The organism is Nocardia rhizosphaerae (assembly GCF_042650365.1).
In the GTDB taxonomy this organism is placed as follows: domain Bacteria; phylum Actinomycetota; class Actinomycetes; order Mycobacteriales; family Mycobacteriaceae; genus Nocardia; species Nocardia rhizosphaerae.
Map to the genome: position 1 here is coordinate 269630 of NZ_JBHSBA010000006.1, position 13755 is coordinate 283384.

A 13755-nucleotide genomic window follows, 5' to 3' on the forward strand; every position below is an offset into this window, starting at 1 on the left:
TCGCGCCTCACATTCGGAAGACGCCGAAGCCCTCGGCGCCCTGGATCGGTGCGGAGTGGATGGCCGACAGCGCCATCCCCAGCACGGTGCGGGTGTCACGTGGGTCGATGATGCCGTCGTCGAACAGCCTGCCCGACAGGAACATCGGCATGGCCTCGGCCTCGATCTGCGCCTCGACCATGGCGGCGAGACCGGCGGCGGCCTCCTCGTCGAACGGCAGCCCCTTGGCCTCGGCCGCGCCACGCTGCACGATGGTGAGCACGCCGCCGAGCTGCGCGCCACCCATCACGGCCGACTTCGCGCTCGGCCAGGCGAACAGGAAGCGCGGATTGAACGCACGGCCGCACATACCGTAGTGGCCCGCGCCGTAGGACGCGCCGATCAGCAGCGAGATGTGCGGCACCTTCGAATTGGCGACCGCGTTGATCATCATCGCACCGTGCTTGATGATGCCGCCGTGCTCGTAGTCCTTGCCGACCATGTAGCCGGTGGTGTTGTGCAGGAACAGCAGTGGCGTGTTCTTCTTGTTGGCCAGCTGGATGAATTGGGTGGCCTTCTGGGATTCCTCGGAGAACAGCACGCCGCGCGCGTTGGCGAGAATGCCGATCGGGTAGCCGTTGATCTCGGCCCACCCGGTGACCAGGCTGGAGCCGTAGAGCGGCTTGAACTCGTCGAAATCGGAACCGTCGACGACGCGGGCGATCACCTCGCGCGGATCGAACGGGATCTTCAGATCCGCGGGCACGATGCCGAGCAGTTCCTCGGGATCGTAGAGCGGCGAGATCACCTCGGCGCGCGGCTCGGGGCCCTGCTTCTTCCAGTTCAGCCTGCGCACGATGCCCCGGCCGATGCGGATGGCATCCTGCTCGTCGGCGGCCATGAAGTCGGCCAGACCCGAGGTGCGGGCGTGCATTTCGGCACCGCCGAGGGTTTCGTCGTCGGAGTCCTCACCGGTGGCCATCTTCACCAGCGGCGGGCCTGCCAGGAAGACCTTCGCGCCCTCCTGCACCATCACCACGTAGTCGGACATGCCGGGGATGTAGGCGCCACCGGCGGTGGAGTTGCCGAAAACCAGGGAGATGGTGGGGATTCCGGCGGCCGAGGCCTGGGTGAGGTCGCGGAACATCGCGCCGCCCGGGATGAAGACCTCCTTCTGCGTCGGCAGATCGGCGCCACCGGATTCGACGAGGGAGATCACCGGCAGCCGGTTCTCCTTGACGATGTCGTTGATGCGCAACGTCTTACGCAGCGTCCACGGGTTCGACGTGCCGCCGCGCACCGTGGGGTCGGGCGCGACGATCATGCACTCGACACCTTCGACGATGCCGATGCCTGCGATCGTCGACGCGCCGACATGGAAGTCGCTGCCCCAGGCCGCCAGCGGGCACAGCTCGAGGAACGGCGAGTCCTCGTCGAGCAGCAGCTCGATGCGCTCACGAGCGGTGAGCTTGCCGCGCTTGTGGTGCCTGGCCACCTTGTCGGGCCCGCCACCGGCGATGGCCTTGGCGAACTCGGCCTCGATCTCGGTGAGCTTGGTCGACATCGCCTCGGCGGCCGCGGTGTACTCCGGCGACGCGGTGTCGAGGATGGAACGGAAGGTCGTCATGCCTGGTACCCCAATACTTTCGACGCCAGCATGGTCAGGATCTCGTTGGTGCCGCCGCCGATGCCGATGATGCGGACATCGCGGTAGATGCGCTCCACCTCGGACTCACGCATGTAGCCCATGCCACCGTGCAGCTGGACGGCCTGGTTGGCGACCCACTCGGCGGTCTCGACGGCGTCGTTCTTGGCGAAGCACACCTGGGCGATCAGATTCTCTTCGCCGGCGACGAACCGCTCGACCAGTGCGCGGGTGTAGGTGCGCGACACGTCGACGCGCTGGGCCATCTCGGTCAGCGTCATCTGCACCTTCTGACGACTGATCAGCGGGCGGCCGAAGGTCTCCCGGTCCCGGCACCACCGCACGGTGAGGTCGAGGGCCCGCTGGGCGAGGGCGTACGCCTGCACCGCCAGACCCACCCGCTCACTCACGAAGGCCGCGGCGATCTGGGCGAACCCGGTGTTCTCGCCGCCGACCAGGTTCGCGGCCGGCACCCGCACGTCGACGTAGGACAGCTCGGCGGTGTCGGAGGCCAGCCAGCCCATCTTCTCCAGCTTGCGGCTGACGGTGAAGCCCGGCGTCTCGGTCGGCACGATGATCAGCGAGACGCCCGCAGCGCCCGCGCCGCCGGTGCGCACGGCGGTGACGACGAAATCGGCGCGGGTACCTGAGGTGATGAAGGTCTTGGCGCCGTTGATGATGAAGTCGTCGCCGTCGCGCACCGCGGTGGTGGTGAGGTGCCCGACGTCGGAGCCGCCGCCGGGTTCGGTGATGGCCAGCGAGCCGATCAGGTCGCCGCGCAGGGTGGGCTTGGCCCACTTCTCGATCTGCTCGGTGTTGCCGGAGGCGATGATGTGCGGCAACGCGATTCCACAGGTGAACAGCGAGGCCCACAGACCGCCGGACGCACCGGCGAGATGGATTTCCTCGCCGACGATCACGGTGTCGACGATGCTGCCGCCCTCGCCGCCCGCCGATTCCGGATGCTCGATGCCGAGCAGGCCGAGCTCACCGGCCTTCTTGTGCAGTTCGCGCGGCAGGGCGCCCTCGCGTTCCCAGGTGTCGAGGTCGGGCAGGATCTCCCGCTCGACGAACCCGCGCACGGTGGCGCGCAGCTCTTTTCGTTCCGGCGTGTCCCAAACAGAAGTCATCAGAGCAGCTCCGTCGGCAGATCGATGTGGCGGGAGCGCAGCCATTCGCCGAGCCCCTTGGCCTGCGGGTCGAAACGTGCCTGGTAGGCGACGCCCTTACCGAGCAGGCCGGAGATGATGAAGTTGACGGCCCGCAGGTTGGGCAGCACGTGCCGGGTGACGGTCAGCTCGGCCGTCTCGGGCAGCAGTTCCTGGAGCTTGTCGACGGTGAGGGTGTGCACCAGCCAGCGCCATTGCGCGTCGGTGCGCACCCACACGCCGATGTTCGCGTCGCCGCCCTTGTCGCCGCTGCGGGCCAACGCGATGGTGCCGAGCGGTACCCGGCTGGTCTCCGACGGCGGGAGACCGGCGGGCAGTTCCGGCTCTGGAACCGGTTCGAGCACAGCGGTTTCGGTGGCGGGCTCGATGGCGACGCGGGTGCCGTCGGCCAGCACCGCGGTGTGCGGCACCTCGTGCGCGTCGACGAAGCCGGGGGTGAACACGCCGTAGGGTGAACCGTTTCCCGGCAGCGTGGTGAAGGTGGCTCCCGGATAGCTGGCCAGCGCCAATTCCACGGCGACACTAGAGAATCCGCGTCCGACCTTGTTCGGATCCGGATCGCGGACCACGCAGCGCAGCAGCGCGCTGGCTTGCTCCTCGGTCTCGGCGTCGGGCCGATCCAGACGGGCGAGGGTCCAGGACAGCTCGGCGGGCCGGTCGGGCAGCCAAGCTTCGAGCTGACGCTTGGCCAGCTCGGCCTTGGCCTCGATGTCGAGCCCGGTGAGAATGAAGTCCATCTCGTTGCGGAACCCACCGAGTGTGTTCAGTGAGACCTTCAGCTGCGGCGGCGGCGCCTCACCGGTGACCCCGCTGATCAGCACCCGGTCCTTGCCCTCCTGCGCGAGGGCGATGCTGTCGAGCCTGGTGGTGACGTCGGGTCCGGCGTAACGCGCGCTCTGGATCTCGTACATGAGCTGGGCCTCGACCGTGTCGACGGTGACCGCGCCGCCGGTGCCAGCGTGCTTGGTGATGACGCTCGACCCGTCGCGGCGGATCTCGGCGATCGGGAAGCCGGGGCGGCCGAGTTCGCCGAGTTCGGTGAAGAAGGCGAAGTTGCCCCCGGTGGCCTGCGTGCTGCACTCGATCACGTGCCCGGCCACCACGGCACCGGCCAGCGCGTCGTAATCGGTACGGCCCCAGCCGAAGTGGGCGGCCGCGGGGCCGACGATCACCGAGGCGTCGGTGACCCGGCCGGTGACGACGATGTCAGCGCCGGAGTTCAGGCATTCGACGATGCCCCACGCGCCGAGGTAGGCATTGGCGGTGAGCGGCTGCCCGAGGCCGAGCTCGCCCGCTCGGGCGACCAGGTCGTCGCCCTCGACGTGCGCGATCTTGGCGTCGAGCCCCAGGTCGGCGGCCACCTTGCGCAGCCGCTCGGCCAGCCCGGCCGGATTGAGCCCGCCCGCGTTCGTGACGATCTGGACATTGCGTTCCAGCGCCAGCCCGAGACAGTCCTCGATCTGCTTGACGAAGGTCTTGGCGTAGCCGAGGCTCGGGTCCTTCATCCGGTCGCGGCCGAGGATGAGCATGGTGAGCTCGGCGAGATAGTCACCGGTCAGCACGTCGAGCTCGCCGCCTTCGAGCATCTCGCGCATCGCGCTGAGCCGGTCGCCGTAGAACCCGGAGCAGTTGCCGATCCGGATCAGCTCCGGGTCCGCCGAGAGTGCACTCATGCATCCCAGGATCACATCGGGCCGATAAAAAAGCAAGCATGCGTGCTTGTTAATCGCGAGCAATCCACCAGGCAAGATGGGGGCATGTCGTCCTCAACCGCCGTGATCCTGCTGTTCGCCCTCGCCGGCTTCCTCATCGGCGGCGCCTTCACCACCTGGAAGACCAACCGTTCGATGTCGATCGGCCTGCTCGTCGCCGCCGTCATGGCCGCCGTCGGCGCGGTGCTCTGGCTGCAATAGGGGCGCTAGGCGGGCACGTTGAGTTTGAAGATGCGGATGTCCTCGGGGATGCCGGTGAGCGGGGCCGCCCAGAAGTTGCGTTTGTAGGGCTTGGCGATCGCGCCGAGCTCGGCGAGGGTCTCCGGGCGAAGGGCGGCCAACGTGGTACTCGAGACCATCAGATTGCCGTTGCCGCCCGCCTCCATCATCCTGGCGGCGATATTCACATCAACGCCGAGCCAGTCGCCGCCGATCTCGCGTGGCGTGCCGGTGTGCAGGCCGACCCGCATCCGGGGCCGGTATCCGTCGACCTCGACCTCGGCGAGATTGCGACGAGCGGCGACGGCGGCGCGCACCGCCCGATCGGGCGAGGAGAACACCGCCATCAGCCCGTCACCCATCCGCTTGACCACCTGACCGCCACGCTCGGCGATCGGCGGCTCGATCGCCCTGGCGACCTTGCGCAGCAATTCCAGGGTGCGTTCGTCGCCCGCCGACAGTGACCAACTGGAGAACGACACGAGGTCGGTGAACATCACCGTCACCTCCTCGGTACCGCGACCGCGCCCGATCCGCTCCAGCGCGGCCTGCCATACCTGGAGCGCGCCGAACCCGATCTCACGGGCCGCGCTCGGCGTACCGCCGACGATCTTGTCCGCCGCGCGCGCGACAGCACGGGCACCGCCGGGGCCGGACACCGAAAGAGGGTCGCCGAACGACGGGTCACCCGGCAGCTGCTGCCTGGCCTTGCGGACCGCGCCGATCACATCGGCGCGCCGGTTGGCCGCCTGCAACCGCGACGACAGCTGGGCACGGCGCCTGCCGGACCGCTGACCGGGCTCCTCGGCCGTCTCATCCGCTGCAGGCTCACTTGCGGTGGGCTCCAAGGGAATCACCACCTCCGCGGCCGCGTCGCGCTGCCGCGGATCCATCCCGCCGGAAGGCGTCTCACTCACGCAACGAGACTAGCTCACCCGACGAAAACCGCCGGTCCGCTGTTTGTGTCCAGCGGACCGGCGGTCATACCTTCGGCGACCGGGCAGCGGCGGCCGAAGGCCGGGTCGCGCGACCTCCCGACAAGGTCGCGGCCCTCGATGCCCGGGCACTTGCGAGGGCAGCCCGGGCTGGTCGATCAGGCGTCGCGGCGGTTGACCACCACGAGCGCGCCTGCGAAGACGAGCACGCAGAAGGCGGCGAAGTAGATCAGGCTGCCCCACACACCCCAGTGCCAGTTGCCGGAGATCTCCTCCACGCTCAGGAACCGGTTCACATTCGCGAACGGGAGGAAGGGGTTGACCGCGCGCCCGAAGCTGCCGAACGCGCCGAGCAGACTCTCGATCAGCAGCGGCCACAGCACGATCAGCGAGATCGCCGCCGCCGACTGCCGCACCAGCACACCGACACCGATGGCGAGCATCACCGCGAAGAACGCGTAGATCGGGATGCCGTAGATCGCCCGCCAATTCCCCTCGAGCACCAGCGTCGGCACGCCGTCACCGGCGATCATCTTGGCCACCGCGAAGGCGACCAGCGCCAGCACGGCGGTCAGCACCGCCGCGTACACCCCGACCAGACCGGCCTTGGAGACGATCACCTTCGACCGGTTCGGCACCGCGAGGAAGCTGGAGCGGATGACGCCGAAGCGGTATTCGCTGGTCACCGTGAGCGCGGCCATGATCATCAGCACCATCACGCCGAACCCGGTGACACCGGAGGCGGCCAGCGTCGGGGTGAGCGGCGGCGGGCCCTGCCCCGGCTCGGCGTCGATATTGGTGATCACCGCCATCAGCGCGGCAAGGCCGATACCGAGCACGACCACGATCGCCGAGCACCACCAGGGTGAGCGGGTCGAGGTGAGTTTGATCCGTTCCGCAGCGAGCACTCCCATCAGAGCGCACCTCCCATCACCTGGTCGAGGCCTGCGCCGTGGTACTCCACCGCGCCGCCGGTCATTCGCATGAACGCCTCTTCCAGCGAGGCCTGCTGCGGCGCCAGCTCGTAGAGGGTCACATTGTTGGTTCCCGCCACCTTGCCGACCTCGTCGCTGGTCACCCCGGCCACGAGCAGCGCGGAATCGCCCTCCTCACGCACGGTCATGCCGTGCGAGGTGAGCAGGCTGCGCAGCTGGTCGAGCTGGGGGCTACGGACCCGGACCGTCTGCTCGGAGGCGCGGTCGATGAAGTCCTTGGTGGTGGTGTCGGCGATGAGCTGACCGCGGCCGATCACGATCAGGTGCTCGGCGGTCTGCGCCATCTCCGACAGCAGGTGGCTCGACACCAGTACGGTGCGGCCCTCCGCGGCCAGCCGCTGCATGAAGCGGCGGATCCACAGGATGCCCTCGGGGTCGAGACCGTTGACCGGCTCGTCGAACAGCAGCACCTTGGGATCGCCGAGCAGCGCGCCGGCCAAGCCGAGCCGCTGCGACATACCGAGCGAGAAGCCACCCGCGTTCTTGCCTGCCACCTCGGAGAGGCCGACCAGCCGCAGCACCTCCTCGACCCGCGACTTCGGCAGATCGTTGGTCGCGGCAAGCCACTCCAGGTGCGCGCGCGCCGACCGGTTCGGATGCACCCACTTGGCGTCGAGCAGCGCGCCGACCTGGGTCAGCGGACGCTCCAGCTCGTGGTAGCTCTTGCCGTCGATCAGCGCGGTTCCCGAGGTCGGCCGGTCCAGGCCGAGGATCATCCGCATGGTCGTCGATTTACCGGCGCCGTTCGGGCCGAGGAAGCCGGTCACCTGTCCTGGGTGGACGGTGAACGTCAGATCCTGCACCGCGACGGTCTGGCCGAATTGCTTCGTCAGGCCCTTCAGCTCGATCATGCCCCCAGCTTGCCCGAGAACGATTGCTCGCGCGTCGCCGAGAGGTCGCGAGTCGGGTCATCCTCGAGGATGACCCGAACCCTGAGTGCGAACTACTTCGCCGGGGAGGAAGCCTGAGCCCAGAAACGCTTGGGGATGCGGCCCGCTTCGCGGGCGAGGTAGCCGGCGCGGACGGCGGCGGACATGGCCGAGGCCATGAGTTCGGGCTCGCGAGCCCTGGTCACCGCGGTGGCGAGCAGGACGGCCGAGCAGCCGAGTTCCATGGCAAGGGCCGCGTCGCTCGCGGTACCGATGCCTGCGTCGAGGATTACCGGGACGCCCGCGGCGGCGACGATCATCTCGATGTTGTGCGGGTTGCCGATGCCGAGGCCGGTGCCGATCGGGGAGCCGAGCGGCATCACCGCGGCGCAGCCCGCGTCCTCGAGGCGTTTGGCGAGGACCGGATCGTCGTTGGTGTAGGGCAGGACGACGAAACCGTCGTCGACCAGCTGTTCGGCGGCGTCGAGCAGTTCGAACGGGTCGGGCAGCAGGGTGCGCTCGTCGGCGACGACCTCGAGCTTGACCCAGTTGGTGTCGAGCGCCTCGCGGGCGAGCTGCGCGGTGAGCACCGCTTCGGCGGCATTGCGGCAGCCCGCGGTATTGGGCAGCAGGGTGATGTCGAGACGTTTGAGCAGATCGAGCACGCCGGTGCCGCCCGCGGCGTCGACCCGGCGCATGGCGACCGTGGTGAGCTCGGTACCGGAGGCGACCAGCGCCTCTTCCAGCACGGCCAGGTTCTCGGCGCCGCCGGTGCCCATGATCAGGCGCGAGCCGAACTCGGAGTCCGCGATCCGCAGCGGCGCGACCTCAACCACCCTGCACCGCCGTCAGCACCTCGATGCTCCAGCCGCGACCGACCCGCTCGTCCCAGCGCGACTTCGGGAACACCGCGCCGTCGACTGCCACCGCCACACCCTGACACGGCAGGTCGAGTCTGGTCAGCAGTTCGCGAACGCTGAGCGGCTCGGCGAACTCGTGGTCGGTGCCGTTGACGGTGACACCGATCGGGATGGTCGAGGTCATCGAACTCCTCCTGAGGTCGACAGGCGCAGCGCCGGAAAGCGTTGCGGTGCAGCGATATCCGCGAGCGCGGACGGCTGGTCGGCGAGCAGGCCGGACACCAGCGTCGCGGTGAGCGCGAGGGTGAGCATGCCGTTGCGGCCGTGTCCGGTGGCCGCGATGACGCGGTCGTCGAGGTGGCCGAGCAGCGGCAGATTGTCGGGTGTGCCTGGGCGCGAGCCCGCGCTCGCCTCGGCCAGTTCGTACTCGCCGATGCCGGGCAGCACGGTTTCGGCGTCGGCGATCAGGTCGCGCACCCCGCCGACGGTGACGGTGGTGTCGAAGCCGGCCTCGTATTGGGTTGCGCCCACGACGATTCCGTCGTCGCGCGGCACCATGTACACCTGCCGCCCGTGCACTCTCGCGCGGATCACCCGGCTCGGCGCCGGGCGTACTCCCGGCCGGTGCCGCAGACGCAGGATCTCCCCCTTCACCGGTCGCACCGGCAACTCCGGCCACAGCCGCGCCGAATGCGCGCCTGCCGCGAGCACGATCCGGTCGTGCGGCAGATCATCGAGTGCGGCGACGGCTTGCGTGCGGATCTCGACGCCGGTCGCGGCGCAGGCGGCGCGCAGCGCGCGCAGCACACGCCGGTTGTCGATCGCGGGTTCGGCCTCGGCGAGCAGACCCGCCCGCACGGTCCTGGCGAGCGCGGGTTCGGCGGCGCGCACCCCGGCGCGATCGAGCAGTGTCAGGTCGTGCCCGAAACCGGCCAGCCAGTCGGCGACGGTGCGCAGGTCGGCGGCGTCGGCGCCGTCGAGGGCGACGGTCATCGTCGCGTCGGCGACGAACACCGATTCGCCGCCGACCGCGCGCAGCCGTTCGCCGAACGCGGGCCACGCGGCCAGCGCGGCGGCCCCGAACTCGAGAACCCGGTCCTCCCCCGGCCAGCCCTCCGACAGCGGAGCGAGCATGCCGCCCGCCACATACGACGCGCCGGAGGCGGGCGCCGGATCGAAGACGGTGACGGTCCAGCCCGCCTCGGCGGCGTGCCAGGCGACGGCGAGTCCGACGGCGCCGCCGCCAACGACCGCCAGAGTTCCCATCACCGTTCCACCTGTCTTTTTCGCACCTGCCGACGCCGCGGCGTTCGCGTCTCCACGTTAGCGCGACTACCGTCGATGGGGTGCAGCCCTCCCATCCGAATCGATCCGTCCCGCCGAGGGAGCGCCTGGCCGACGCGCTGCTGTATCTGTGCACCGATGCGCGCAGGCACTCCGGCGATCTGGCCAGGTTCGTCGACGCGGCCCTCGCCGGTGGTGTCGATATCGTGCAGCTCAGAGACAAGGGGTCGCCCGGTGAGGCCGAGTTCGGCCCGCTGGAGGCAAAGGCCGAGCTCGGGGCGCTGGCCGAGATCAAGGCGGCCACCCGCAGGCACGGCGCGCTGCTCGCGGTGAACGATCGCGCCGATATCGCGCTCGCCGCGGGCGCCGACGTGCTGCACCTCGGGCAGGGTGACCTACCGCCCGCCTACGCCCGCCGCATCCTCGGCCCCGACGTGGTGATCGGCCGGTCGACGCACAATCGCGCCCAGGCCGGACTCGCCGCGATCGACGGCCATCTCGACTACTTCTGCACCGGCCCGATCTGGACCACCCCGACGAAGCCGGGCCGCCAGGCCGCCGGCATCGAGCTGGTGCGCTCGACCGCCGAAGCGCATCCGACGATGCCGTGGTTCGCCATCGGCGGTATCGACAGCGCCCGAGTTCCCGAGGTGCTGGCCGCTGGGGCGCGCCGGATCGTGGTGGTCAGGGCGATCACCGAGGCCGCCGACCCCGAGGCCGCCGCGCGCGAGATCAAGCGGGCGCTGGTTGCCGCCGCGGCGTAGGACCTGGGGAGTTCGCCCGGGCTGACCGATCACTATCGCGTCGAACTGTCGGTTTTCGAGCCACTCGCGCGAATCGTGTTGGGTGAGCGCGGCCCGGTCGGCATCGTTACGCGGGCCCGACGCCGGCGAGCACGGCAGCGAGGGTTACGGCCAGTTCGTCCGCGGGTGCGTCGAGGGACACCTCATCTCCTGGCCCATCGACCGTGGCGGAGACCCAGAAGAAGCCACGGTCGGTGATCTCGACGGTGCGCGGCAGCGGCAGCACCGGTTCGGCGGAGAACCGGACGCGGACCGGGACCGCGCGCAGTTCCAGCCAGGCCGTGGCGAAACTGGGGTGCAGCGGCAGGTCGCTCACCTCGTCCTCGGGGACCCAGGCCAGCTCGGCGCTCTCCCGGTTGGCCACGGTCGCCAGCGGACCCGCGGCGTCGGCGACCACGGTGGTGTAGGTCCAGCCGCTCGGCGCGGTCATCGTCAGGCGCTCGGCGCGCACGTGCAGTGCGTCGGCGGTGATGCCCGCCTCTTCCCATGCCTCCCGCACCGCGGCGTGCTCGGCCGACTCGTGCGAATCCCGCGCGCCGCCGGGAATCGCCCAGGTACCGCCCTGATGACTCCACGGCGCCCGATGCTGCAGTAACACGGCTGATCCGCCGCCGGGCAGCGGCGCGCGCAGCAGCAGACCCGCCGCGCCGAACCTGCCCCAGTGCCGAATCCCGCCCGGGCTGGTAGACCAGCCGTCCCCATCACCGCGCATCCAATACTCTTTCCTCCGTAGCAGCCGAGCAGCAACCGCTTCGGGGGTGTCTGCGGGGCTGCGCCACCGGTACGACCACAATAAACTCCGCACCAGGATGGGTGCGCGGACAGCTCCGGGAGGTGAACGATGGTCGACTCGGGGAAGCGCACTGCCCCGACCGAGGTCGCGGCCGTCCGTTCGGCCTCGTCGGCGCAGGACACTGCCGGTGCGACCACCGCGGACGGGTCACCGAACCCGCTTCTGACGGGCGTCCGAGCGGGCGTGCGCCGGCTCCCGATCGGGGCGCAGCGCCCGCAGGCGCCGGACGTGAAGGCGCTGCGCGCCCAGCTCCACCCGTCCCGGATCCGGAACTTCGCGCGGTCCTCGCCGGGACGTCTGGTCGCCGCCGGGCTGACGCTGATGGTGCTGTGTGTCACCGCGGGCGCGGTGACTTCGACGATCGTCAGCGACCGCCAGCAAGCGCTCGGCGTCCTGCTCGACGACACCGAACCCGACGCGCACTCGGCCAACCACCTCTACACCTCGCTGTCGGTCGCCGACGCCGCCGCCGGCACCGCCTTCCTGGCCGGCGGTCTGGAGCCGGTGGCCGTGCGCGACCGCTACACCCAGGCGATCGGTGAGGCGGCCGCCGAGCTGGTCACCCAGTCGGGCCATCAGCACGGCGCCGACGCGGCCGATGGCGCCGAGGCCGACCGCGAGCTGCGCATCGGCATCGCCACCGGACTTCCGGTGTACACGGGGTTGATCGAGACCGCGCGCGCCAACAATCGCAGCGGCTATCCGGTGGGCGCGGCCTACCTCAGCGAGGCCTCGCACCAGATGCAGACCGCGCTGCTGCCGATGGCCGAGGAACTGGAGCGCCACCGGATCGACGCGGTCACCGCCGCCCAGCACCGGCATGTGCTGCCACCGTGGCCCGCCATCGTCTTGCTGATGCTCACCCTGGCCGCGCTGATCTGGGTGCAGGTGGAGCTGGCGCGCCGCTCGCGCCGGGTGTTCAACATGGGTCTGCTGATCGGCACCGGCGCGCTGGCGCTGACCCTGGTGTGGACGGTGGCCGCCGGTTCGGTCTCGGCGATCGCGATGATCCGCTGCCGGGACCAGGGCGTCGTGCCGGCCGCCCGGCTGGCCGAGAGCCGCATCCTGGTGCAGCAGGCCAGGTCGGCGGAGATGGTGAAACTGGTGCGCCGCGACGCCACCGGCGACTACGACCGCACCTTCGAACTGAATACCGCCCGGCTGACCGAACTGCTCTCCGGTTATCCCGAGGACGCGCCCGCCCGCGGCGAGGTCGCCGCCGCAGGCGCCGCTGTCGGCCGCTGGCAGGCCGCCCACCAGCGGATGAACGACACCCTCGCGCGCGGGGACTTCATCGGCGCCGCCGCCGTCGCCACCGGGCCGAGCGCGGCCGACGCGGCCGCCCAGGTGGACGCGATCGACCGGGCCCTCGACAAGGCCGCGCTGGCGACCAGGGAGACCTTGCGCGGCAAGGTGTCCCAGGCAATCGATGTGCTCGGTTTCCTGGCGCCGGGCGCGTTCGCGCTCGGCATCGTCGGCGCGGTGTGTGTGGCGCTCGGCCTGTGGCCGCGGCTGCGGGAGTACCGGTGAGGCCGGGCCGGGCCATGGCCGCCCTCGCCATGGCCGCCGCGGCGCTCGTCGGTGGATGTTCCGACGACGCACCCACCCCGGCGACGCACACGGTGTACTCCGAGCCGCCACTGCCCGCCAAGGCCATTCCGATCGAAACCGATACGCCGGTGCCGACGCGCAGTCCGGTGCGGTGCGGCGATCCCACCGCCAGCCTGCGGCCGAGCACCGCGGGCGGACCGACCGTCGAGGCCATCCGCGCGCGCGGCAGGCTGGTCGTCGGTTTGGACGCGGGCAGCAATCTGTTCAGCTTCCGCGACCCACTGACCGGACGCATCGTCGGCTTCGACGCCGATATCGCCCGCGAGATCGCCCGCGACCTGCTCGGCGACCCCGATCTGATCGAATACCGCAGTCTCGCTTCGGAAGAGCGCGAACGGGCCTTGCAGGACCACACCGTGGACCTGGTCGCCAAGACGATGACGATCACCTGCGAGCGGCGGGAGAAGGTCGCCTTCTCGACCGTCTACCTGCGCGCCGATCAGCGGATACTCGCGGTGAAGAACTCCGGGATCAACAGTCTCGCCGACCTGGCGGGCAAGCGGGTGTGCGTGGCGCGCGGCACCACCTCGCTCGATCACATCCGCCGCGACCAGCCCGCCGCGACCATACTGACCGTGCCGACCTGGGCCGACTGTCTGGTGGTCCTGCAGCAACGCCAAGTCGACGCGGTGAGCACCGACGACGCGATCCTGGCCGGACTCGCCGCACAGGACCCGTACACCGAGGTGGTCGGCGCCAGCATCAGCGCCGAGCCGTACGGCATCGGCATCCCCAAGGGCGACGACGACCTGGTGCGATTCGTCAACGCCACCCTCGACCGCATCCGCAACGACGGCACCTGGACCAGCATTCACCGCCGCTGGCTCACCTCCCTCGGCCCGCCGCCGAACCCGCCCGCGCCCACGTACCGGGATTGATCG

Annotated in this window: 14 protein-coding genes; 4 read left to right on the top strand and 10 right to left on the bottom strand. The window is 70.1% G+C overall.

Annotation, left to right across the window (positions count from 1 at the left end):
- Window positions 1–7 precede the first annotated feature (7 nt).
- The 3 genes from ACFOW8_RS14730 to ACFOW8_RS14740 are packed head-to-tail and all read right to left on the bottom strand — an operon-like array spanning window position 8 to window position 4466.
- Window positions 8–1606, bottom strand: coding sequence for an acyl-CoA carboxylase subunit beta (locus ACFOW8_RS14730; RefSeq protein ID WP_378551163.1), 1599 nt, complete (start codon window positions 1604–1606; stop codon window positions 8–10).
- On the bottom strand, window positions 1603–2754 hold the full coding sequence (locus ACFOW8_RS14735) for an acyl-CoA dehydrogenase family protein (RefSeq protein ID WP_378551164.1): 1152 nt from the start codon (window positions 2752–2754) through the stop codon (window positions 1603–1605). Before ACFOW8_RS14735 ends, ACFOW8_RS14730 begins: the two co-directional genes overlap by 4 nt.
- Window positions 2754–4466 (bottom strand): acyclic terpene utilization AtuA family protein, encoded by a 1713-nt coding sequence (locus ACFOW8_RS14740; protein WP_378551165.1) that lies wholly within the window; start codon window positions 4464–4466, stop codon window positions 2754–2756. Before ACFOW8_RS14740 ends, ACFOW8_RS14735 begins: the two co-directional genes overlap by 1 nt.
- An 84-nt stretch (window positions 4467–4550) precedes the next feature.
- Between ACFOW8_RS14740 and ACFOW8_RS14745 the strand changes: the two genes are divergently transcribed.
- Window positions 4551–4706, top strand: coding sequence for a hypothetical protein (locus tag ACFOW8_RS14745; protein ID WP_167456334.1), 156 nt, complete (start codon window positions 4551–4553; stop codon window positions 4704–4706).
- A 5-nt stretch (window positions 4707–4711) separates the two neighbouring features.
- Here the strand turns inward: ACFOW8_RS14745 and ACFOW8_RS14750 are convergent, their stop codons facing one another.
- From ACFOW8_RS14750 to thiO, 6 genes are all read right to left on the bottom strand, one after another.
- Window positions 4712–5617 (bottom strand): adenylate/guanylate cyclase domain-containing protein, encoded by a 906-nt coding sequence (locus ACFOW8_RS14750; RefSeq protein ID WP_378551203.1) that lies wholly within the window; start codon window positions 5615–5617, stop codon window positions 4712–4714.
- Window positions 5618–5817: 200 nt separating this feature from the next.
- On the bottom strand, window positions 5818–6573 hold the full coding sequence (locus ACFOW8_RS14755; protein ID WP_378551166.1) for an ABC transporter permease: 756 nt from the start codon (window positions 6571–6573) through the stop codon (window positions 5818–5820).
- Complete coding sequence (locus ACFOW8_RS14760) at window positions 6573–7505, bottom strand: ABC transporter ATP-binding protein (RefSeq protein WP_378551167.1); 933 nt, start codon at window positions 7503–7505, stop codon at window positions 6573–6575. The genes ACFOW8_RS14755 and ACFOW8_RS14760 overlap by 1 nt, the downstream gene beginning before the upstream one ends.
- Window positions 7506–7597: 92 nt before the next feature.
- Window positions 7598–8359 carry a thiazole synthase gene (thiG, locus tag ACFOW8_RS14765; protein ID WP_378551168.1) on the bottom strand — a complete coding sequence of 254 codons (762 nt, stop codon included), beginning with the start codon at window positions 8357–8359 and terminating at the stop codon, window positions 7598–7600.
- Entirely contained in the window at window positions 8352–8567 is a 216-nt protein-coding gene (gene thiS, locus ACFOW8_RS14770; RefSeq protein ID WP_378551169.1) for a sulfur carrier protein ThiS, read from the bottom strand. The genes thiG and thiS overlap by 8 nt, the downstream gene beginning before the upstream one ends.
- Entirely contained in the window at window positions 8564–9649 is a 1086-nt protein-coding gene (gene thiO / locus ACFOW8_RS14775) for a glycine oxidase ThiO (protein WP_378551170.1), read from the bottom strand. Before thiO ends, thiS begins: the two co-directional genes overlap by 4 nt.
- A gap of 80 nt (window positions 9650–9729) precedes the next feature.
- On the opposite strand from thiO, the gene thiE reads away from it, so the two are divergent.
- Window positions 9730–10431 (top strand): thiamine phosphate synthase, encoded by a 702-nt coding sequence (thiE, locus tag ACFOW8_RS14780; RefSeq protein WP_378551171.1) that lies wholly within the window; start codon window positions 9730–9732, stop codon window positions 10429–10431.
- Window positions 10432–10537: 106 nt separating this feature from the next.
- Here the strand turns inward: thiE and ACFOW8_RS14785 are convergent, their stop codons facing one another.
- Window positions 10538–11182, bottom strand: coding sequence for an NUDIX hydrolase (locus ACFOW8_RS14785; RefSeq protein ID WP_378551172.1), 645 nt, complete (start codon window positions 11180–11182; stop codon window positions 10538–10540).
- Window positions 11183–11446: 264 nt separating this feature from the next.
- Here ACFOW8_RS14785 and ACFOW8_RS14790 point away from each other — a divergent pair, with 264 nt between their 5' ends.
- Both ACFOW8_RS14790 and ACFOW8_RS14795 read left to right on the top strand, forming a co-directional pair.
- Window positions 11447–12793 (top strand): hypothetical protein, encoded by a 1347-nt coding sequence (locus tag ACFOW8_RS14790; protein WP_378551173.1) that lies wholly within the window; start codon window positions 11447–11449, stop codon window positions 12791–12793.
- Between the two features lie 14 nt (window positions 12794–12807).
- Window positions 12808–13752, top strand: a complete 945-nt coding sequence (locus ACFOW8_RS14795; RefSeq protein ID WP_378551204.1) for a glutamate ABC transporter substrate-binding protein — start codon at window positions 12808–12810, stop codon at window positions 13750–13752.
- Window positions 13753–13755 lie beyond the last annotated feature (3 nt).